The sequence below is a fragment of the Rossellomorea sp. NRS-1567 genome, from assembly GCF_050467885.1.
GTDB classification, from domain to species: domain Bacteria; phylum Bacillota; class Bacilli; order Bacillales; family Bacillaceae_B; genus Rossellomorea; species Rossellomorea aquimaris_C.
The window spans coordinates 202,435-221,676 of sequence record NZ_JBITPL010000001.1 but is presented as its reverse complement, the minus strand read 5'-3'; the positions used below and the strand labels follow the sequence as shown (position 1 = coordinate 221,676).

The window sequence follows — 19,242 nt, the reverse complement described above, 5'->3', positions numbered from 1 at the left end:
TATGAAGCATAAACCCGTTGTGATTGGTGTAGCAGGAGGATCCGGCTCAGGTAAAACAAGTGTTACCAAAGCCATTTATGAGCAATTTCAAGGTCATTCGATTTTAATGCTGCAGCAGGATTATTATTATAAAGATCAATCGAATCTACCTTTTGAGGAACGTCTGAAAACGAATTATGATCATCCATTGGCCTTTGATAATGATCTATTGATTCAACATCTTCACGGTCTTTTAGATCATCAACCCGTAAATAAACCGGTATATGATTATAAAATGCACACCCGTTCAGACGATACGATTCTCGTTGAACCAAAAGATGTTATTATTTTAGAAGGAATTTTAGTATTAGAAGATGAAAGATTGCGTAACTTAATGGATATTAAGCTATATGTAGATACAGATGCCGATCTTCGCATCATCAGAAGAATGCTTCGCGATATTAAAGAGCGGGGTCGTTCCATTGATTCCGTCATTGATCAATACATTACAGTTGTTCGTCCTATGCATAATCAATTTATCGAACCGACGAAGCGATATGCTGACGTGATCATTCCTGAAGGTGGTCATAATCACGTAGCAATCGATTTAATGGTAACAAAAATTCAAACTATTCTTGAACAAAAGTCATTTTTGTAATACGATAGCATAGATAAAGACATATAGGTAGATTTTACATTTTCCCACATTGTAAAGAAGCAGGGAATGGAGAGAGAAGGAATTCTCTCTCCATTCCCTACCTTTACATAGTTAACAAATGAACATTTACATAAAGAGTATGGGGAACTCTTAGATAGAAGAAGGAGTGAAGAGGGTCATGAGTACAGATAAAGTATTTCCGATGACAGCAGAAGGTAAAGAGAAGTTAGAAAAAGAACTTGAGAATTTGAAAACGGTTAAACGTAAAGAAGTCGTTGAGCGTATTAAAATCGCCCGAAGCTTTGGAGATTTATCCGAGAACTCAGAGTACGACGCAGCGAAAGATGAACAAGCATTTGTTGAAGGTCGTATTTCTACTTTAGAAAACATGATTCGCAATGCGAAAATCATTCAAGAAGATGATATGAACTCAGATACAGTACAATTAGGGAAAAAAGTAACGTTCGTTGAACTGCCGGACGGAGACAAAGAAACATACACAATCGTCGGTAGTGCAGAAGCGGATCCATTTGAAGGGAAAATTTCAAATGATTCACCAATCGCGAAAAGCCTTCTGGGACATAAAGTTGGCGCGAAAGTAAGTGTTCAAACTCCAGGTGGAGAAATGAATGTGAAGATTGTAGAAGTAAGCTGATCATGTAGAAGAGACTCATTAGCGAGTCTCTTCTTTTTTTATGCTGTGAATAAGATTATTTCACATGAAACTCGTCAACAATGGGGACGAGGTGACAAAATGAAACGAAAACGAATCAGGTTACTCAGTATATTTTTATTACTTGCCCTTTTTGCGCTAGCAGGTAGACTGATGCAATTGCAATTATTTCAAACAGAATCCTATTCGAAACATCAAATCAATCTTCTGGAAGAAAGTGTCTCTCAACGAACGCAACAATTGGTGATCGATGAAGGCCGGGGAGAATTTCTCGATCGGAACGGGGAACCACTTACGTATACGGAGAAAAATGTTCTTGTTCTTTTTCCTTTCTTGAAGAAAATGGACTGGCCAGCAGAAAAAGTGGCAGATATACTCCATGTGCCACCTCAAACCATCCTAACAAAGCTTGCGGAAGCGAAAGGACCCATCATCTTTGGCGGAAAAGAGCCGTTACAGCTGTCGGAAAGCCAAATGAGTGACATTAATGACCTTGAAATTCAGGGAGTGTTTGCACTCACTAAAAAGTTCAAAAGCACCGAAGTCCCTGCTTCTCAGTTGATCGGCGTAACAGGAGAAAATACAGAGGTTTTTCATAAGCGGTATCCTGATAAAGTAAAAGGAGCGAATCAGAAAATTGGTGTGTCCGGCCTTCAAGAAAGCTTTGACGAGTGGCTGGTCGCAGAGGAAGAAGCAAAGCTGATCTATCATGTGGATGCCATCGGTGGTCCGCTATTCGGTGTAGACGTGAAGTATTTGGCCCCTGCCAATCCCTTCTACCCCCTTAATGTGAAAACGACAATCGATGCCAGGATGCAGATAGCATTGGAAGAAGTCGCCGATATGTATAACATTCAAAAGGGAGGATTACTGCTCCTTGATATTGAAAAGAGTGAAATCGTTGCCAGTGTATCAAGACCTTCCATGAAAAGCCGTGACCCGTTTAGTGGAGGTGCAACGAATTACATGCTGAAAGCGTTGATCCCCGGATCCGTGTTTAAGACCGTGGTTGCCGCTGCAGCCATGGACGAAGGGATTGTGGATGAAAGCAGGCTGTTTGCATGTGATGAAGGCATCAGGGGGGCTCCAGCCGAAAAGCCACACGGTAATATCAATATTAAGACGAGTCTTGCTGTCAGCTGTAACCGAACGTTTGCGGATTTGGCGAACGAACTAACGGAGAAGGATGGTCATCTCCTGGATGAATATGCTGAAAAGATTGGTCTGCTCGGGGATATAACCTGGAAAGGAAACGTCTTTCATTATGAAAGTTTTCCTCAGCTTCAAGTAAGCGCGGGAAGAATCTTTACCTCAGAGACAGACAGAGAGGATCCGAATCTCGTTTCCTTAACAGGTATCGGACAAAAAGAAGTTCGAGTCACCCCCCTTGGCATGGCCAATATGATGGCCACCATTGCCAGGGGAGGAGAAAAATATCAGGTAAGTGCGGTATCCGCAGTCGAGTATCAAAATGGAACGAAGATGTTTTCCTTCCCCAAACAGAAGCAGGAGGGTGAGACAATCACTCCTTATACGGCCATGAAGCTTCAGCAGTATTTAAGAGGAGTGGTGAACTCCCCAGAGGGAACAGCTCCATACCTGCAAACAGCTGCCTACACCATTGCCGGTAAAACGGGAACGGCCCAGACAGGTAATTATCGTGGAGAACAAGTGAAGGAAAATGAATTGTACAATAAATGGTTCGCAGGATATTTTCCTTTTGAAAATCCCAAATACTCCCTCGTTGCCGTCAACATGGACGTAAAAATAAATGAAGGCGGCATTTATCCGATTTTCAAAGATAGCGTGGATGCCATTTATAATCTAGAGAATAATTAACCAAGATGTACAATGGTCCTGCGACCTTTTTCCCTTTCTTATGAAAGTAACTAAAACCAGCTGAGCTGGATAATGTTTCGCTTTATTCTTTTCCTCTAGTCATGTTAAAATGTTTAGGATAATAGGGAGGGAACGTAATGGCGAAATACCAATCTCGATTAGATAAACGATCCAAGAAGAATTCAAATAAAATTTTGAACATAATGATCGCAGTCGTACTTTTATTGATTGTCGTTGTCGGAGCTACAATAGTGATGGGAGGCGGCGATGAGAAGGCATCATCTAACGCTGCTGATACAGAAACAAAAGATACAGAAACAAAAGATTCAGACAAAAGCAATAAGAATGCTGAAAAAGACGATAAATCTGTTTCTTTAGATGAGGATAAGAAATCTGAGGAAAAAGAAAATGAAGATAAAAAAGACGAAGAAAAGAAAAGCGATGAAGAAAAACAAAAAGACAAAGCTTCTGATGAAGAGGACACTGTTAAATTAGAAGGTGAAGAACAAAGCGAATTAAAAGTGGAAGATAGTGACGAACCCAATGTGAAGAAAACCATGGTGCATCCTAACTGGAAGCCGATTGGTACTGAGCAATCAGGCGAGCACGTATCGTCATATGATATGGGATCTGCCGACTGGCAGGAAAAGGTGAAGGCCACCTCGTATGCAACGGGCATTCCCGAAGAGAATATGACGGTTTGGTTTATCGAAGGAAATGGCGGACCTCAGAAGTCCATGGCTACCGTAACAGCGAAAGATACAAAAACCCCATACAGAGTGTATCTGCAATGGGTGGACGGCAAAGGGTGGCAGCCTACCAAAGTACAGGAATTAGTGGAAAATGATAAAGATTAATATGTGATGAAATGAAAAAGGCTTTTCCTAATTAGGAAGAGCCTTTTTTGAATCATTTTTTTACTTTAAAATGAACCGCCGCGCTATACAATCTTCTGCCATTCTCATCAATGGATACGGCATGATTTACATGATGAACGCTCAGCATGATCGCTTTATTATGCTGGATTTGTTCATCCACCTTCTTTTCCAACGTTCGTAAGCTATCTGCTTCAAAAAATTCTACTTTATCTTCTATTAAGTCAAATGAAATATTCATATGTTTATCCTCCTCTATTACTTATGATCTTTTTACAGACAGGTTGTCCTCCTTATTTTAGAGGCGGAAAATGTTTTTTACAATTATTATTTGTTGAATTGATTGAAAGAATATGATAATTTAATAACAGTTTTAATTTTAATCCATAGTATGTTTATAGGAATTATAAACTTAATGTAGCTGAGGTGCTGAACCATGGGTAGAGAATTTTTGGATTTGTTCCAGGATTGGGCAGATTCTTATGACGATACAGTAACGGGAAAAGACGTTGAATATCAAGCGGTTTTCGAACACTATGAATCCATTCTTGACGAAGTCGTTTCCCGGTCAAAGGGAAGAGTCGTTGAATTTGGCCCGGGGACAGGGAATTTGACCAGGAAATTACTGGATGCAGGGCTTGAAGTGGTTCCTTTTGAACCTTCCCCTGAAATGAGAGCCATTGGAATGCAGAAGCTTGGAAAAGAGGTAACGTTCACGGATGGAGATTTCCTCGACTTCTCTTTAGAAGGAGGGGCAGATTCGATCGTGAGCTCCTATGCATTCCATCACTTAACAGATGAAGAAAAGGGAAAAGCTTTTCGCATATATGGAAAGCTACTGGCACATGGTGGTAAAATAGTATTTGCCGATACGATGTTTGAAACGGATCAGCACTATCAAGCCGCCATATCCCAAGCAATCAAAAAAGAGTATTACAACCTTGCTGAAGATTTAAAACGGGAATATTACACAACCTTGGATGTTCTAAGGGAATTGTTGGACCAGAATGGGTTTTCAGTCACTTTTAAGCAAGTAAATACCTTTGTGTGGATTATGGAGGCGACTAAACAGTAGAAAGAGGTTTTAGTAATGAAAATCGCCATCATTGGAGCAATGGAAGAAGAAGTAGCCTTACTTAGAGAAAATATTTCAAACCCGACAGTGGAAACAATCGCAGGGTGTGAATATACAAGTGGAACGATGGAAGACAAAGAAGTGATTTTACTTCGCTCAGGAATCGGCAAGGTGAATGCAGCGATGTCAACAGCCGTTCTTCTGCAGCATTTTAAACCGGATTGCATCATCAATACAGGGTCAGCCGGAGGATTCGATCCTTCGTTAAATGTTGGGGATGTTGTCATCTCAACAGAAGTAAGGCATCATGATGTGGATGTGACGGCTTTTGGATATGAATACGGTCAGGTACCACAGCTTCCGGCCGCATTTACAGCAGACGGGAAATTAATGCAGACAGCCATTGATAGCGTGAAGGAGCTTGGAAATGCACAAGTGGTGTCAGGATTGATCGCCACGGGCGATTCATTTATGAATGATCCTAAGCGTGTGGAAGCGATCCGTGACAAATTCACTGATTTACAGGCAGTGGAAATGGAAGCGGCAGCCATTGCGCAAGTGGCTCATCAATTTAACGTACCATTTGTCATCATCCGCTCTCTTTCTGATATTGCCGGCAAGGAATCAGATGTTTCCTTCGAACAATATTTAGAAAAGGCGGCCCTCCACTCTGCCAAAATGGTTATGAGCATTGTAAAGTCTGTTTAATACAAGGAAAATACGGCTGACCCGGGTACCTACTTTCTCATCAAAACATACGGTCCAATCATATGTATTTGAGGACAGGGGAGGTACATGGAGTCAGCTTTTTTTATGAAGGGGGATTGAGTACATGGACGTGTATAACAGCGTACATGACCTGATTGGGAATACACCGATTGTCGAGCTTACAAACTTCCCATTAAAAAAAGGAGTCCGCCTCTTTGCTAAGCTGGAATTTTTCAATCCTGGAGGTAGTGTGAAGGATCGTCTGGGCAGGGAATTATTAGAAGATGCCATCCGTAACGGTAAAATAGAACCGGGAGGCACTCTCATCGAACCGACTGCAGGGAACACGGGAATCGGCCTGGCTCTTGCAGCTGTGAATTCGGGATACAATGTCATGTTCTGCGTACCTGAAAAATTCAGCATAGAAAAGCAGGAGCTTATGAAAGCATTAGGCGCCAAAATCATTCATACCCCAACCGAGGAAGGAATGAAGGGGGCCATTGCAAAAGCAAATGAACTGGTAAAGGAAATTCCGAACTCTTATTCTCCGCAGCAATTCGGGAATGCGGCCAATCCGGAGACGTATTACAAAACGTTGGGACCTGAACTATGGAATCAGATGGATGGCAACATTCAAACATTTGTTGCAGGAGCAGGGACAGGGGGTACCTTCATGGGGACTGCTCAGTACCTGAAGGAAAGAAATAAGAACATCAAAACAGTCATTGTTGAACCTGAAGGCTCCATCTTGAACGGTGGGCCATCAGGACCTCATAAAACAGAGGGAATCGGCATGGAATTCTTGCCTCACTATATGGATTCAAGCTATTTTAATAGCATCCATACCGTGACGGACGACAATGCTTTTAAACGAGTAAAAGAGCTTGCGCTGATGGAAGGCTTGCTGGTCGGAAGTTCTTCTGGCGCAGTGCTGCATGCTGCATTACAGGAAGCGGAAGAAGCAGAGCCGGGAAGCCATATCGTCACGATTTTCCCGGACTCGAGTGAGCGCTATTTAAGTAAGAAAATATATGAAGGAGGACTCTAATCATGAAAAAGAAAACACAACTAATTCACGGCGGTATCCCTACAGATACTCAAACGGGTGCTGTATCCACTCCCATCTATCAGGTGAGTACGTATAAGCAGGATGAAGTAGGAAAGCATAAAGGCTTTGAATATTCACGTTCAGGAAACCCGACAAGGCACTCACTTGAAGAGTTGATTAAAGATCTGGAAGGCGGAGAAAAAGGCTTTGCATTCGGATCGGGAATGGCAGCTATTACGGCAGTTATGATGATGTTCAATAGCGGAGATCATATAGTCATGACAGATGATGTGTATGGCGGAACGTATCGGGTCATGACCAAGGTCTTAAACCGCATCGGCATCGAGTCCACTTTCGTTGATTCAAGTGATATCGGCAATATTGAACGTGCTATTGGGCCGAATACAAAGGCTGTCTACATTGAAACACCAACGAATCCACTGCTGAAAATTACCGATATCGAGGCAGCGGCTTCCTTAGCCAAGAAGCACAATCTATTGACGATCGTGGATAATACATTCAGCACGCCTTATTGGCAAAATCCAATCAGCCTGGGAGCAGACATCGTTCTTCACAGCGCAACGAAATATATCGGCGGACATAGTGACGTTGTGGCAGGACTGGTCGTTGTGAATTCCGAAGAGCTTGCTGAAGAGTTGTTCTTTGTACAGAATTCAACAGGCGGGGTTCTTGGACCACAGGATTCATGGTTACTGATTCGAGGCATTAAAACCTTAGGGCTGAGAATGGAAGAGCATGAAGAAAACACGAAGAAAATAGTCGAGTATCTTACATCACACCCGAAAGTATCAAAGGTTTACTATCCGGGACTCGAAACGCATCCGAACCATGACATTGCCAAGAAACAGGCATCGGGCTTCGGGGGAATGGTTTCCTTTGATGTAGGCAGTGAAGAAAATGCCGATCGTCTGCTCACGAACACCAAATACTTCACATTAGCTGAAAGTCTTGGTGCTGTAGAAAGTTTAATCTCAGTACCTGCCCGCATGACTCACGCATCCATTCCGGCAGATCGCCGAAATGAGTTAGGGATCACAGATGGTTTGGTACGTATCTCTGTCGGTCTTGAAGACGTAGAGGACCTGATTGAAGATATTGAAAATGCCCTCTCGAAGTAATTCGTCTATTGGCAGAACTGGTATCAATTACATGGTAGCTGACATGAGTTAATATGTTACCATAGAATGAGAGTTTACTAGTTCTAAAGTAGGTGAATACACATGAAGAACGCAAAAATGAGAACCATTCAACAAAAAATGAACGACTTCAAGCGATTTGGTTTTACGCTACTTGCACTTAGTGTCTTTATGTATTTAGGGGTTATTATTCCAACCGAAACCGTCACACCAAGTAAAACGATCACCCTCATGACAGGGACCGTTGTTTTACTCGGATTGTCACTTGTATTTTTTACAAAAGCGATCAAATACAAAAAAGATATGCAATCTATAGATGAATAGATCATGTAAAGCGGGTTCTCATTGAGGACTCGTTTTTTTCATGTCGTTTTCAAAGGGTGCTGGCGGTGAGTTTTGAATAGATTCCCAAAAAGTAAATTCATTTTTTATATGAGTGAAGTGCGAAAACCCTGACCGTTACTTTCCGCTCCAATCCACTCTGTGCTATTTATTTTTTGTAATCAAAAATAGTTCCTATTGAAGAGAATTTGTTTCTAAAAAAACTATCTGCAAAGAAAGCACAAAACATCTATTGGTAACTCATAAACCGGTCATTAATCAATGTTTACTCTTCTTATTGCCACATTGAATCATTGGAATTGATATCCTATACATTCTATATTTGTTATTCTGATCTTTAAGCTCTGTCACGAAAATCTATTATAGATGGTGAGGAGAACTGCGTAGACTCCTGCGGAAGAACGGTCGTGCAGAGACCCCGTTCGGCTAAGCTGAGGAGGCTCGGCCGAACACTAGCTGCAAGCGAAGCAGTTCCCCTCACCATCAAGCACAATACTCATTGACAGAGCACCGGCAGATCAGATGTTTTAAAATCATAAACCTGAAAAAAGAACATTCTAGAACCATGTGGAAATTTGTAGAAAAAATAATGGGGAAAGTGGTTTACTTTACTGTAAAAATTGGATATACTAACCAATGTAAGAAAAAAATCACAAGAAGGAGGTCGAAGAACATGTTCGTGCTTAATGGAAAAAAAGACACAACTTCATATTGTTTTCATCATTCGACCACTTGTGGGATGTTTTACGCTTAATTTTAAATCCATTAAATGATAGCCACAGGGAGAATGTAGGTTCCTGTGGCTTTTTTGTGCCACAAGGATCGGTCTCTTTGTGGCTCTTTAGTATGCCTTGTAGCTCACGGGGCACTTTGAAAGGGGTGATACGTAATGACACTTAATCTTTTATTTATAACGGTAACGTTCAATAAGAAACAAGAAACGTTTGAAGAAGCGACGCACAATGAAACGGTTTCAAAATCCTATGAAGAAACAAAAACCAAGAACCAATACATGTCGCAAATGTTCTAATTCCAATGATATCTAAATAATGGAGAGGAGAATGAAATATGATTTATGTTCAGGAGAAAATGCTTAATGCGCTATGGGTAGAGAAGGATACTGCCTAACGAAACAAAAGGTGGGTGAAACGATGTTTTTAAATATTGTTTTTTGGTCGGCTTTCTTCCATAAAAAGAAGAAGCAGGAGACGAAATAGAATGAATGAGGAGGATACCCTTTTTTTGCCGGGTGTCCTCCTTTATTTTTATAGTGGTTACGACGGGATAAGGAAGACACAGTTCTGTCAATCTTTAGTAATAAGTTGTTCACGAATGAGAGGGGAATATGCAGGTTTTCGTGATACATTAATAGTAAGAAGAGCAGGTAGTTATGACTGCTAAAGAGGGAGTGAGATTACGATGTTTTCAATGATAATGGGTCTGGTCGTAACATCTGTGATTGGTCTGATTATTGCCGCTGAAGTCAGTGTTGAATAGAGAATAAAAAAAGCGATCCGAGTCTGGATCGCTTTTTTTATGATTTATTCCGTTTTTCTTTTTCCTCGCGATAAAATTCATGAAACATCTTCATGAGTGCCCTTTTCTCGATTCGTGATACATAGCTTCTTGAGATTCCTAATTCCTTGGCAATTTCCCGTTGGGTTTTTTCCTCTTTCAAGTCTAATCCGAATCGCCCGACGATCACTTCTTTTTCCCTCTCGTCCAATACACAAATGTATTTTCTTACCTTTTCAAGCTCCATACTTAATTGAATCGTATCGATGACATCATCACTCTCGGACTTTAAGATATCAATTAAGCTGATTTCGTTTCCTTCTTTATCTTGACCGATAGGATCGTGAAGAGAGACATCTTTTTTCGTTTTCTTGAGAGCACGAAGATGCATAAGGATCTCATTCTCGATACAACGTGCCGCATAGGTAGCAAGCTTCGTGCCTTTGCCTTCTGAATAACTTTCAATTGCCTTTATCAATCCGATGGTCCCGATGGATATCAGATCTTCTGGATCTTCGCCTGTGTTTTCAAATTTCTTGACGATGTGAGCAACCAATCGCAGGTTATGTTCAATGAGCATGTTTCGGGCATGCTCATCTCCTTCTGCCATCAGCCTTAAATATTTTCGTTCATCCGCTGCTGATAGAGGTTGAGGGAATGCATTGTTCTTTACGTAAGAAACGAGGAAAATTAACTCTTTGAAGAAATACCCCAGTGCCGTTAGAATTCCAGACATATTCACACCTCCATGAGGACTTAAGCCTATACTCATTCATATGTTTCGAAAGGGATGTCCTTGCATGTCCCTGGAAAGTAATCAAAGAAATCGTTAACTTTCTTTCCGGAGGATTCGGGTAATAATGTTGGAAACTGCCTATACGCTATTTCCCTATGAACATATACTAGTAGTAAAAGTAGGTGAGGAGGTATTGCAATGCCGTATGGATACCCTTGTTATGGACCAGTCTATCCAGGTTATTATGGTGGTGGCGGATTCTACTTCGCTCTAGTCGTTGTATTACTAATCTTACTTTTCCTATTTGGTGGATGGTGGTACTACAATAACTGTTAGCCTGACAAGCACAACATTTATAACATGACAGAGCCCTGTTCACCTTGTGAACAGGGCTCTGTCATACTCCTTACATCTTCTTCAATGTAAAAGGGCTGATCATTAATACAGCCAGAGTGATTGTCATACATAAAATCAGCACACCTGAAACAAACGGGATAGCCAGGTAGCACAGGGTCAGTAAACATCCGGCTACGGTGATCGGCAATCCCGTGAAGTAGCCATCGTTCTCTGAAATATTGAAGCGGGCTAACCGAAAAGCGCCACACCCTATATAGAATATGGTGAAAAACATCCCGGGAAAGTCATACTGATTAAGAACGGATATATACAGGAGCAGGGCAGGGGCAATGCCGAATGAAATGATGTCACTCATGGAATCCAGCTGTTTCCCTAACTCTGACTCAATGTGCATTTTCCTTGCCACCATCCCATCGAAGCGGTCTGTTAAGGCAGCGATGAAAATCAATAACAAGCTCAGGTTTAATTGGTTATGAAGTATAGAAATAATAGCAAATCCACCTAATGATAAGTTGGACAAAGTAATGAGGTTGGCCGTTTGACTTTTAAGCTTTTTAAATGTTTGATCGACGACTTCGGAGAGAAACAATCATCACTCACTCCCTTTGAATAAGTTTGTTCACTACTGAACATGTTTTCTGGCTAACATATTCGCTTTACACACGTTTGTAGATACAATTGGAAAGGTAATAACAATATATGTTAAATTCCACAGTGAAAAAAGATTCTTATAAATATAGTATATAATAATATTTTATTATATACTTATTAAACTGTTAAAGTTAATCGTTTTTTAGAAATTTGTGAGGGATATTAATGAAGCAATCGATTTATCGACTATTTATCGAACTAACAAATAAAAGATGGTCTTCTTATATGATCAGGAAATTTGTACAGTCTCCTTTGAGTCGGCCATTTATTTCATCATTCATCAAAACGTACAAAATAAACGTGGATGAAATAGAAGGTCAAGTATCTGACTATAAAACGCTACATGATTTCTTTATAAGAAACCTGAAAGAAAATGCAAGGATTGTAAAATATAGCGAGAAACAAGCGGTCAGTCCAGTGGATGGATTATTGGCCGAAACCGGCAGCATTTCCGATGATCTTGTTATTGAAGTGAAAGGAAAGCCCTACTCCATCCTTGATATGCTTGGTAGTGAAGGGAAAGCTTCTGATTATAGTGGGGGAGAATTCGCGGTATTTTATTTAAGTCCTGCGAATTATCACCGTATTCACAGCCCCGTGTCAGGCGCGATTCTAAAGCGGTGGTCACTTGGGCAACACTCTTACCCCGTCAACGAGCTGGGATTGATGTACGGAAAAGAAGCCCTTTCAAAAAACTTCCGCTCTATTACGGAGCTGAAGCATGTAAAAGGGAAAGTAGCTGTCGTAAAAGTAGGGGCCATGTTTGTCAACAGCGTTGATTATGTCCATGAGAGGAAAGAATGGACACAAGGCGAGGAAGTCGCATACTTCAGCTTCGGCTCCACCGTCATTCTCCTTTTTGAAAAAGGTACGTTCCGATTCGAGCAGAATAAAGAAGTACCTAGAAATGTGACGGTCGGGGAAACGATTGGAGATTTCATTAAATAACGCTGCTTTCTAAAGATTACGAAAACATCCTTATATAAAAAAGAGGACGGATTTTAAACAAATCCGTCCCATTTCATGTTAGTATTCTACGATGAAGCTTTTATTTTATTAGTAAGAGATCGACGGTGAATTTCCATTTCGATGAGGCGAATGAATTCTGTATTGAGTTTCAACTCCAACGCTTTGAAATAAGAATCAATCAACAGTTCGTCCGATAATTTCCTCATTAATGCCACCTCCAATAATCATCATCTTTTTTGTATTTCGAAACATAATGTCAGTACGTTTTTAAGTAGTAATTAAACTTTACCAAATTTGTTTTTTCAGAACAAGCGTTCCGTTATCCACAGTTCACGGTGGATAAGTTGTGACTAACTTGTATATAACTGGTAAATAAGCGATGTTTATGTCTTGTATAATGTGAATAAGGTTATCCACAACCATGAAAGCATCTGGAAATTTGTCGAAAAATATTTATTCTCCTTGGGAATATTTATGGAATTCCAGGAATATATGTGATTTATTTTGAATCTGCAGGGAAAATTGGTTATCATTAATCTGTTATAGGTTAAAAGATACTATAGAGAGAATAGGTATCCGCAGAAACAATGAACGTGGAGCTATACGACTAAGAAGAAAAGTAAACATTAGAGTATATAAATGATAATGAAATTTGAGGTGCTGCAAGTGATAAAGCAATTTTTACCCGATGAACAGGTTCAGGATATTTTCAGTATCAGACCGGAGTATCTAAAAGAAAAAGGAATTAAAGCGATCATTACAGATTTAGATAATACGTTAGTGGAATGGGATCGTCCCAATGCCACCCCTAAGTTAATCCAATGGTTTAAAGAAATGCAGGAGCATGGAATCCTTGTGACCATTGTGTCCAATAATAACCAAAACCGGGTGGGAGCATTTGCAGAGCCTTTGGGTGTTCCGTTTATCTTCCAGGCCCGTAAGCCAATGGGACGTGCTTTTAAAAGGGCGATTCAGGAAATGGGTGTCAAGAAGGAAGAGTCGGTAGTCATTGGAGACCAGCTGTTAACGGATGTTTTAGGTGGAAATCGAAACGGCTTCCATACGATACTGGTTGTTCCCGTTGCACAATCAGATGGGTTCATCACAAAGTTCAATCGTCGTGTAGAACGAAGAATAATGAAGTTTTTCAAGCGTAAAGGCATGCTTGAGTGGGAGGATAAAAAGTGAGTCAAGTTGTATGTATAGGATGTGGCGTTGAAATCCAGACGGAGAATAAGGAAGGGATGGGGTATGCACCTCCTTCCGCTCTTCAAAAAGAAGAGATTATTTGTCAACGTTGCTTTAGATTAAAGCATTATAATGAAGTCCAGGATGTCCCTTTAACGGATGATGACTTCTTGAAAATTTTAAATGAACTTGGTGATTCAGAAGGGTTGATAGTCAAAATCGTCGATATATTCGATTTCAATGGGAGCTGGCTGCCTGGACTGCATCGTTTCGTGGGATCTAACCCGATTCTGCTCATTGGAAACAAAGTGGATCTGCTTCCAAAGTCAGTGAAACCCTCCAAGCTCATTCATTGGATGAAGCATGAAGCAAGTCAATTAGGGTTAAAGCCTATTGATGTTCAGTTAGTGAGTGCCGCAAAAGGTCAGGGAATTACCGAAGCGATCGAAGCGATTGAACATTATCGAAACGGGAAAGACGTGTATGTAGTAGGGTGTACAAACGTAGGGAAATCAACGTTCATAAACCGTATTATCAAGCATGTATCAGGAGAACAAGATGTCATTACGACATCTCACTTCCCTGGCACCACTCTCGATATGATTCAAATTCCACTTGATGACGAAGAGTCACTCATAGATACGCCGGGAATTATCAATCATCATCAGATGGCCCATTTTGTTGATAAACAGGATTTGAAAATCATTACTCCCAAGAAAGAAATCAAGCCGAGAACCTTCCAGTTGAATCCAGAACAAACCTTGTTCTTCGGTGGGCTGGCACGCTTTGACTTCATGGCTGGTGAGCGTCAGGCATTTACCTGCTATTTCTCAAATGAGCTATCCATTCATCGCACAAAGATTGAAAAAGCCGATGATCTCTATAAGAACCATGCAGGTGAGCTATTACAGCCGCCAAGAAAAGATGATATGGGCACATTCCCTCCACTTGTGAGGCATGAATTCAGAATTAAAGAAGCAAAAACGGATATCGTCTTCTCAGGTTTAGGATGGATTACCGTAAATGACGCTGGGGCGACCATTGCTGCCCATGTTCCTAAAGGCGTTAGTGTTTTCTTGAGAAAGTCATTAATCTAGGAGGGATTCTGTGGCTCTTTATGGTGTTATAGGAGATCCGATTGCCCACTCTATGTCTCCCCAGATGCATAATGCCGCGTTCCAAGAATGTGGCGTGGATTCTGCTTACGTGAAATTTCACGTGAAAAAAGAGCAGCTTTCCGAGGCTCTTAATGGAATTAAAGCGCTAGGAATACATGGAGTGAATGTGACAGTTCCACATAAGGAACATGTCATGCCTCTTTTAGATGAAATCGATCCATTGGCCGAGGCAATCGGGGCAGTGAATACGATTGTCAATGAAAATGGCAAGCTGATCGGTTATAATACAGACGGTCTTGGATTTGTGGAAGGCTTGAAAAATATAGCAGATGAACCACTTGAAGATAAATCGATGCTGATCATCGGTGCCGGTGGTGCTGCGAAAGCCATTTATTATTCCCTTGCTTCTCTTGGAGTGAAGAGAATCGATGTGACCAACCGGACGGCACTGAGAGCTGAAAAGATGATGGAAGCTTGCCCTTTCGATTTGAACTCAGGGTTTCTATCTCTAGAAGCTGCTGAAAACGCATTGGACCAATATGATGTGATCATCCATACAACATCTATCGGAATGTTTCCTCATATAGAAGTCAGTCCAGTAACGATCCAAGAGTTGAAAGAGGGATCCATCGTTAGTGACATTATCTATAATCCCTTGGAAACAGCATTATTGAAGCAGGCGAAACAGAAAGGTGCCCGTACTCAAAATGGTCTTGATATGTTTGTGTATCAGGGAGCCCTTTCATTTGAAAAGTGGACGGGAATCTTTCCACCATATTCGATTATGAAAAACATCGTTTTACAACAACTAGGAGGTCAACATGTTAACAGGTAAACAAAAAAGATATTTACGTTCAGAAGCACATCATTTAAATCCGGTTTTCCAAGTAGGAAAAGGCGGAGTCAATGAAAATATGATCAAAACAATCGGAGAAGCGATTGAAGTAAGAGAATTGATGAAAATCAGTATTCTTCAAAACTGTGATATGGATAAGTCCGAAATTGCTGACGAGTTATCCAAAGGAGTAGGGGCGGAAATTGTCCAAATCATTGGAAATACCATTGTCCTATACAAGGAATCGAAAGAAAACAAGCAATTAATCCTCCCACGATAAGGATTGATAAAATGAAGAAAAAGGTTGGACTCCTGGGGGGGACATTCAATCCTCCTCATATGGGCCACTTGGTTATTGCAGAACAAGTTTTAATGAAAGCGGATTTGGATGAAATACGATTTCTTCCGAATCACGTTCCTCCTCATAAACAGGCGGATGAAAGTGTATCAGTAGAACAGCGTCTCTTCATGCTGCAAAACGCGATAAAGGGTAACCCTCACTTTTCCATTGAACGGATTGAACTTGAAAGAGAGGGTGCCTCATACACTTACGACACCATCAAGCTATTAACCGAGAGGGAAGAGAATACCGAGTTCTCTTTTATCATAGGCGGGGATATGATTGAATATCTACCGAAGTGGTACCGGATAGAGGAACTTCAGGAAATGGTCAGCTTCATTGGTGTTAATCGTCCTTCCTATTCACATGACACTGCGTTTAATGTTCAATTGATTGAAGTACCGGCCATTGATATTTCTTCTTCCTACATTCGCAACACAGTGAAACTGGGGCAATCGGTACGCTACTTAGTCCCCGACGATGTGTATCGATTCATAAAGGAGGAGAAATTGTATGAATAGGGAAAAAGCCTTGGAAATCGTGAAAGAACATTTAACGGAACATCGTTATATACACACTTGTGGAGTCATGGAAACAAGCATAGAGCTTGCAAAGCGATATGGAGCTGATGAGAAAAAGGCGGAAATAGCGGCGATTTTCCATGACTATGCGAAATTCCGGGATAAACAGGAAATGCAAACAATCATTGTAGAAGAGAAGCTGGCTCAGGATCTTTTACTGTATAATAGCGAGCTTTGGCATGCACCGGTAGGAGCGTTACTTGTAGAGCGTGAAGTTGGTATACAGGATGAAGATATATTAAATGCCATCCGGTACCATACTTCGGGAAAAGAAGAAATGACCATCCTGGACAAAGTAATCTATTTAGCTGATTACATCGAGCCGAATCGTCAATTTCCCGGGGTGGAAGAAGTGAGGGAACTCGCCAAAGAGTCATTAGATCAAGGGCTGTTGAAGGCACTTCAAAATACAATGACGTTTCTTATGAAAAAAAATCAAGCGATCTACCCGGATACATTCCGCTTTTATAACGGATTAATTTTAAACAAGAGGAGATGAAGGAATGGAACAAAATTTAGTAGAATTAGCGTTTAATGCCGCTGATGATAAACGTGCTGAAGATATTGTTGTATTAGATATGAAAGGTGTTTCTTTAATTGCGGATTATTTTCTGATCTGTCACGGGAACTCAGACAAACAGGTGCAGGCCATTGCACGGGAATTAAAGGACAGAGCAGAGGAAAACGGCTATACGGTCAAACGGTTGGAGGGCTTTGATCAAGCACGCTGGATTTTAGTTGACTTAGGTGATGTCGTTGCTCACGTGTTCCATAAAGAGGAAAGAGGCTACTATAATCTAGAGCGTTTATGGGGAGATGCATCCTTCGTCGAAGTTGGACAAGGTGAGAGTCGCTAAATGAGTTATGAACGTTTTGCTTATGTATACGATTATTTAATGCAGGACGTCCCATACGACGGCTGGTTGGAGTTTGTCAATAAACAGGCTAAAGCCTATTCAATCCAAGGGGATAGCGTCCTTGACATTGCTTGTGGCACCGGGGAATTATCGCTGCGCCTTGTCCGGGATGGCTACGATGTGACAGGCGTCGATCTTTCCCAGGATATGCTGATGGTAGCTCAGGAAAAGGCTTTAGAAATGAACGTAAAGCTTAATCTGTTTCAACAGGATATGTCAAAGCTTGATTCCCTTGGTGAATACGACCTTATTACGATTTTTTGTGATTCCCTGAATTACCTGGAAGACGAAAAGGACGTGGAAAATACGTTCAAAAGTGTATATGCTCATCTTAAGCAGGATGGCTTATTCTTATTTGATGTGCATTCCATTTATAAAATGACGCAAATATTTATAAACCAGACGTTTACCCTGACCGATGAACATGTCTCGTACATTTGGGATTGCTTCCCTGGAGAAGTTCCCAATAGTGTAGAGCATGAGCTGACTTTTTTCGTGAAAGATGAGGAAACGAATCAGTACGAAAGAGTAGAAGAGCTTCACAAACAGCGCACATACCCCATTCTGACCTTAAAGGAATGGTTGAAGGATGCAGGGTTCGAAGTGTTGAACGTCTCTGCAGACTTCACAGAAGAAGCCCCTGCAGACCATAGCGAAAGAATTTTCTTTACGTGTAAGAAGAAATGATAAAAAGCCGGACCGTCTCTAAAAAAGAGAATGGTCCGGCTTTTATTTATGGTTTTTTATAAAATTTTTTTTGAAAAAAGAAGGAAAAAATCAATTCGTGTCGAAATATAAAAAAGGAGCCTCGCTAGACTCCAAATTGTGATTTCGTTCCTTCGATATCATCCACGAACTTTTCCTGCGTGGCTTCAAATAATTTCTCGAAAACATCTCCCAGCTCTCTTTCCATTACGGAAATACCTATTCCAGTCACTCCACCTTTTACACAAACTTTTTCTTGAAGTGTCGGTAATGTATAGATATTTTTCTTCAATAAGTCCCCAAGACCAACAAGCATTTCAGAAGCTAAAACAGTGGCCGTTTCCCTATCAATTTCTGTCACTTCTGCAGCAGCGTTAATAAACCTCTGTGTAACATAACTGAAAAAAGCAGGTCCACAGCTGACAATGTCAGAAGCCACTCGTGTCACATTTTCATCAATGACCACCGGTGTGGAGATATGCTCAACCAATGTCATTAAATCCTGCCTCCATTTATCTGAACAATGACTTCCATACGTTAAAAGTGACACTCCGCTTAATGCACGATTCGTAATGCTTGGAATGAATCGGGCACAGGAACTGGTCAGGATTGATTCTAATTGTTCCACACTTACTGGACTGGTTATTGAAACTACGCATTTATCCCTGGTAAAACTTTTTTTATTCTCCTGAATCACATCATAAACATCATGAGGTTTCACGCATATGAAGATTAAGTCAGATAACTTGATCACTTCTTCATTTGAATGGCTGACATTCACTTTATTCCATTTTTCCTTTATATCCTTGGCTTTTTTTAATGAACGATTCGTAATATGAAGATGTGAAGGAGAAATCGCCTTTGATTCAATGAGAGCTTCAATAATGATTTTCCCCATGTTCCCTGTGCCAATGATACCCACTTTCATGTGCAGCCCTCCTTCTATCACACTCTCTCCTAAAACTTATGAATTCCT

The 19,242-nt window shown here is 40.8% G+C and carries 25 protein-coding genes; 20 read left to right on the top strand and 5 right to left on the bottom strand.

The features are described 5' to 3' along the window. Position 1: 1 nt before the first annotated feature. The 4 genes from udk (at position 2) to ACIFOD_RS01145 (ending at position 4,006) form a co-directional block, all read left to right on the top strand. Complete coding sequence (gene udk, locus ACIFOD_RS01160; protein WP_044339568.1) at positions 2 to 637, top strand: uridine kinase; 636 nt, start codon at positions 2 to 4, stop codon at positions 635 to 637. Between the two features lie 178 nt (positions 638 to 815). Beyond that, positions 816 to 1,292, top strand: coding sequence for a transcription elongation factor GreA (greA, locus tag ACIFOD_RS01155; RefSeq protein ID WP_148969762.1), 477 nt, complete (start codon positions 816 to 818; stop codon positions 1,290 to 1,292). Positions 1,293 to 1,391: 99 nt separating this feature from the next. Beyond that, the gene (locus tag ACIFOD_RS01150) at positions 1,392 to 3,149 is read left to right on the top strand and encodes a peptidoglycan D,D-transpeptidase FtsI family protein (protein WP_430313186.1); all 1,758 of its coding nucleotides are present in this window, start codon (positions 1,392 to 1,394) and stop codon (positions 3,147 to 3,149) included. A gap of 137 nt (positions 3,150 to 3,286) precedes the next feature. Next, positions 3,287 to 4,006, top strand: coding sequence for a DUF1510 family protein (locus ACIFOD_RS01145; RefSeq protein WP_397552121.1), 720 nt, complete (start codon positions 3,287 to 3,289; stop codon positions 4,004 to 4,006). A gap of 52 nt (positions 4,007 to 4,058) precedes the next feature. Here the strand turns inward: ACIFOD_RS01145 and ACIFOD_RS01140 are convergent, their stop codons facing one another. Further along, the gene (locus ACIFOD_RS01140; RefSeq protein ID WP_113971303.1) at positions 4,059 to 4,265 is read right to left on the bottom strand and encodes a DUF2536 family protein; all 207 of its coding nucleotides are present in this window, start codon (positions 4,263 to 4,265) and stop codon (positions 4,059 to 4,061) included. 195 nt (positions 4,266 to 4,460) lie between these two features. Here ACIFOD_RS01140 and ACIFOD_RS01135 point away from each other — a divergent pair, with 195 nt between their 5' ends. The 6 genes from ACIFOD_RS01135 (at position 4,461) to ACIFOD_RS01110 (ending at position 9,384) form a co-directional block, all read left to right on the top strand. After that, on the top strand, positions 4,461 to 5,099 hold the full coding sequence (locus ACIFOD_RS01135; RefSeq protein ID WP_430313183.1) for a class I SAM-dependent DNA methyltransferase: 639 nt from the start codon (positions 4,461 to 4,463) through the stop codon (positions 5,097 to 5,099). A gap of 15 nt (positions 5,100 to 5,114) precedes the next feature. Next, entirely contained in the window at positions 5,115 to 5,807 is a 693-nt protein-coding gene (mtnN, locus tag ACIFOD_RS01130) for a 5'-methylthioadenosine/S-adenosylhomocysteine nucleosidase (protein ID WP_397552123.1), read from the top strand. Positions 5,808 to 5,931: 124 nt separating this feature from the next. Further along, a complete protein-coding gene (locus ACIFOD_RS01125; RefSeq protein WP_430313182.1) occupies positions 5,932 to 6,855 on the top strand; it encodes a PLP-dependent cysteine synthase family protein in 924 nt (307 codons plus the stop codon). A 2-nt stretch (positions 6,856 to 6,857) separates the two neighbouring features. Continuing rightward, positions 6,858 to 7,994 carry a bifunctional cystathionine gamma-lyase/homocysteine desulfhydrase gene (locus ACIFOD_RS01120; protein WP_430313181.1) on the top strand — a complete coding sequence of 379 codons (1,137 nt, stop codon included), beginning with the start codon at positions 6,858 to 6,860 and terminating at the stop codon, positions 7,992 to 7,994. Positions 7,995 to 8,096: 102 nt separating this feature from the next. Continuing rightward, positions 8,097 to 8,336 (top strand): YrhC family protein, encoded by a 240-nt coding sequence (locus ACIFOD_RS01115; protein ID WP_430313180.1) that lies wholly within the window; start codon positions 8,097 to 8,099, stop codon positions 8,334 to 8,336. A gap of 907 nt (positions 8,337 to 9,243) precedes the next feature. Further along, positions 9,244 to 9,384: a YrzI family small protein gene (locus tag ACIFOD_RS01110; RefSeq protein WP_181778201.1), complete on the top strand. Its 141-nt coding sequence runs from the start codon at positions 9,244 to 9,246 to the stop codon at positions 9,382 to 9,384. Positions 9,385 to 9,888: 504 nt separating this feature from the next. Here ACIFOD_RS01110 and sigK read toward each other — a convergent pair. Further along, positions 9,889 to 10,605, bottom strand: coding sequence for an RNA polymerase sporulation sigma factor SigK (gene sigK / locus ACIFOD_RS01105; protein WP_430313178.1), 717 nt, complete (start codon positions 10,603 to 10,605; stop codon positions 9,889 to 9,891). Positions 10,606 to 10,803: 198 nt separating this feature from the next. Here sigK and ACIFOD_RS01100 point away from each other — a divergent pair, with 198 nt between their 5' ends. Then, entirely contained in the window at positions 10,804 to 10,941 is a 138-nt protein-coding gene (locus ACIFOD_RS01100; protein ID WP_172655779.1) for a hypothetical protein, read from the top strand. Positions 10,942 to 11,011: 70 nt separating this feature from the next. Here ACIFOD_RS01100 and pssA read toward each other — a convergent pair whose 3' ends face one another. After that, positions 11,012 to 11,551: a CDP-diacylglycerol--serine O-phosphatidyltransferase gene (pssA, locus tag ACIFOD_RS01095; RefSeq protein ID WP_397552126.1), complete on the bottom strand. Its 540-nt coding sequence runs from the start codon at positions 11,549 to 11,551 to the stop codon at positions 11,012 to 11,014. A 227-nt stretch (positions 11,552 to 11,778) separates the two neighbouring features. On the opposite strand from pssA, the gene ACIFOD_RS01090 reads away from it, so the two are divergent. Further along, positions 11,779 to 12,561 carry a phosphatidylserine decarboxylase gene (locus tag ACIFOD_RS01090; protein ID WP_430313176.1) on the top strand — a complete coding sequence of 261 codons (783 nt, stop codon included), beginning with the start codon at positions 11,779 to 11,781 and terminating at the stop codon, positions 12,559 to 12,561. An 86-nt stretch (positions 12,562 to 12,647) separates the two neighbouring features. On the opposite strand, the gene ACIFOD_RS01085 is transcribed toward ACIFOD_RS01090, so the two are convergent. Then, positions 12,648 to 12,788 (bottom strand): sporulation histidine kinase inhibitor Sda, encoded by a 141-nt coding sequence (locus tag ACIFOD_RS01085; RefSeq protein WP_113970654.1) that lies wholly within the window; start codon positions 12,786 to 12,788, stop codon positions 12,648 to 12,650. Positions 12,789 to 13,227: 439 nt separating this feature from the next. On the opposite strand from ACIFOD_RS01085, the gene ACIFOD_RS01080 reads away from it, so the two are divergent. From ACIFOD_RS01080 to ACIFOD_RS01045, 8 genes are read left to right on the top strand one after another with little or no spacing between them, the layout of a single operon-like run. Continuing rightward, positions 13,228 to 13,770, top strand: a complete 543-nt coding sequence (locus ACIFOD_RS01080) for a YqeG family HAD IIIA-type phosphatase (RefSeq protein ID WP_397540958.1) — start codon at positions 13,228 to 13,230, stop codon at positions 13,768 to 13,770. Continuing rightward, on the top strand, positions 13,767 to 14,867 hold the full coding sequence (yqeH, locus tag ACIFOD_RS01075) for a ribosome biogenesis GTPase YqeH (RefSeq protein WP_113970652.1): 1,101 nt from the start codon (positions 13,767 to 13,769) through the stop codon (positions 14,865 to 14,867). The genes ACIFOD_RS01080 and yqeH overlap by 4 nt, the downstream gene beginning before the upstream one ends. 10 nt (positions 14,868 to 14,877) lie before the next feature. Continuing rightward, positions 14,878 to 15,723: a shikimate dehydrogenase gene (aroE, locus tag ACIFOD_RS01070; RefSeq protein ID WP_430313175.1), complete on the top strand. Its 846-nt coding sequence runs from the start codon at positions 14,878 to 14,880 to the stop codon at positions 15,721 to 15,723. Beyond that, positions 15,710 to 16,003, top strand: coding sequence for a ribosome assembly RNA-binding protein YhbY (yhbY, locus tag ACIFOD_RS01065; RefSeq protein ID WP_113970651.1), 294 nt, complete (start codon positions 15,710 to 15,712; stop codon positions 16,001 to 16,003). The genes aroE and yhbY overlap by 14 nt, the downstream gene beginning before the upstream one ends. 11 nt (positions 16,004 to 16,014) lie before the next feature. After that, positions 16,015 to 16,584, top strand: coding sequence for a nicotinate-nucleotide adenylyltransferase (locus ACIFOD_RS01060; protein ID WP_430313173.1), 570 nt, complete (start codon positions 16,015 to 16,017; stop codon positions 16,582 to 16,584). Next, positions 16,577 to 17,143: a bis(5'-nucleosyl)-tetraphosphatase (symmetrical) YqeK gene (gene yqeK / locus ACIFOD_RS01055; protein ID WP_430313172.1), complete on the top strand. Its 567-nt coding sequence runs from the start codon at positions 16,577 to 16,579 to the stop codon at positions 17,141 to 17,143. Before ACIFOD_RS01060 ends, yqeK begins: the two co-directional genes overlap by 8 nt. A 4-nt stretch (positions 17,144 to 17,147) precedes the next feature. After that, on the top strand, positions 17,148 to 17,501 hold the full coding sequence (gene rsfS, locus ACIFOD_RS01050) for a ribosome silencing factor (protein ID WP_397552131.1): 354 nt from the start codon (positions 17,148 to 17,150) through the stop codon (positions 17,499 to 17,501). Then, positions 17,502 to 18,248 carry a class I SAM-dependent DNA methyltransferase gene (locus tag ACIFOD_RS01045; RefSeq protein WP_430313171.1) on the top strand — a complete coding sequence of 249 codons (747 nt, stop codon included), beginning with the start codon at positions 17,502 to 17,504 and terminating at the stop codon, positions 18,246 to 18,248. It begins immediately after the preceding gene. A 124-nt stretch (positions 18,249 to 18,372) separates the two neighbouring features. Here ACIFOD_RS01045 and comER read toward each other — a convergent pair whose 3' ends face one another. Next, a complete protein-coding gene (comER, locus tag ACIFOD_RS01040) occupies positions 18,373 to 19,194 on the bottom strand; it encodes a late competence protein ComER (protein ID WP_430313170.1) in 822 nt (273 codons plus the stop codon). Between the last annotated feature and the right edge of the window lie 48 nt (positions 19,195 to 19,242).

Coding starts and splice junctions, on each gene's coding strand:
- udk (WP_044339568.1), top strand. CDS start 2: ATGAAGCATAAACCCGTTGTGATTGGTGTAGCAGGAGGATCCGGCTCA.
- greA (WP_148969762.1), top strand. CDS start 816: ATGAGTACAGATAAAGTATTTCCGATGACAGCAGAAGGTAAAGAGAAG.
- ACIFOD_RS01150 (WP_430313186.1), top strand. CDS start 1,392: ATGAAACGAAAACGAATCAGGTTACTCAGTATATTTTTATTACTTGCC.
- ACIFOD_RS01145 (WP_397552121.1), top strand. CDS start 3,287: ATGGCGAAATACCAATCTCGATTAGATAAACGATCCAAGAAGAATTCA.
- ACIFOD_RS01140 (WP_113971303.1), bottom strand. CDS start 4,265: ATGAATATTTCATTTGACTTAATAGAAGATAAAGTAGAATTTTTTGAA.
- ACIFOD_RS01135 (WP_430313183.1), top strand. CDS start 4,461: ATGGGTAGAGAATTTTTGGATTTGTTCCAGGATTGGGCAGATTCTTAT.
- mtnN (WP_397552123.1), top strand. CDS start 5,115: ATGAAAATCGCCATCATTGGAGCAATGGAAGAAGAAGTAGCCTTACTT.
- ACIFOD_RS01125 (WP_430313182.1), top strand. CDS start 5,932: ATGGACGTGTATAACAGCGTACATGACCTGATTGGGAATACACCGATT.
- ACIFOD_RS01120 (WP_430313181.1), top strand. CDS start 6,858: ATGAAAAAGAAAACACAACTAATTCACGGCGGTATCCCTACAGATACT.
- ACIFOD_RS01115 (WP_430313180.1), top strand. CDS start 8,097: ATGAAGAACGCAAAAATGAGAACCATTCAACAAAAAATGAACGACTTC.
- ACIFOD_RS01110 (WP_181778201.1), top strand. CDS start 9,244: ATGACACTTAATCTTTTATTTATAACGGTAACGTTCAATAAGAAACAA.
- sigK (WP_430313178.1), bottom strand. CDS start 10,605: ATGTCTGGAATTCTAACGGCACTGGGGTATTTCTTCAAAGAGTTAATT.
- ACIFOD_RS01100 (WP_172655779.1), top strand. CDS start 10,804: ATGCCGTATGGATACCCTTGTTATGGACCAGTCTATCCAGGTTATTAT.
- ACIFOD_RS01090 (WP_430313176.1), top strand. CDS start 11,779: ATGAAGCAATCGATTTATCGACTATTTATCGAACTAACAAATAAAAGA.
- ACIFOD_RS01085 (WP_113970654.1), bottom strand. CDS start 12,788: ATGAGGAAATTATCGGACGAACTGTTGATTGATTCTTATTTCAAAGCG.
- ACIFOD_RS01080 (WP_397540958.1), top strand. CDS start 13,228: ATGAAATTTGAGGTGCTGCAAGTGATAAAGCAATTTTTACCCGATGAA.
- yhbY (WP_113970651.1), top strand. CDS start 15,710: ATGTTAACAGGTAAACAAAAAAGATATTTACGTTCAGAAGCACATCAT.
- ACIFOD_RS01060 (WP_430313173.1), top strand. CDS start 16,015: ATGAAGAAAAAGGTTGGACTCCTGGGGGGGACATTCAATCCTCCTCAT.
- yqeK (WP_430313172.1), top strand. CDS start 16,577: ATGAATAGGGAAAAAGCCTTGGAAATCGTGAAAGAACATTTAACGGAA.
- rsfS (WP_397552131.1), top strand. CDS start 17,148: ATGGAACAAAATTTAGTAGAATTAGCGTTTAATGCCGCTGATGATAAA.
- ACIFOD_RS01045 (WP_430313171.1), top strand. CDS start 17,502: ATGAGTTATGAACGTTTTGCTTATGTATACGATTATTTAATGCAGGAC.
- comER (WP_430313170.1), bottom strand. CDS start 19,194: ATGAAAGTGGGTATCATTGGCACAGGGAACATGGGGAAAATCATTATT.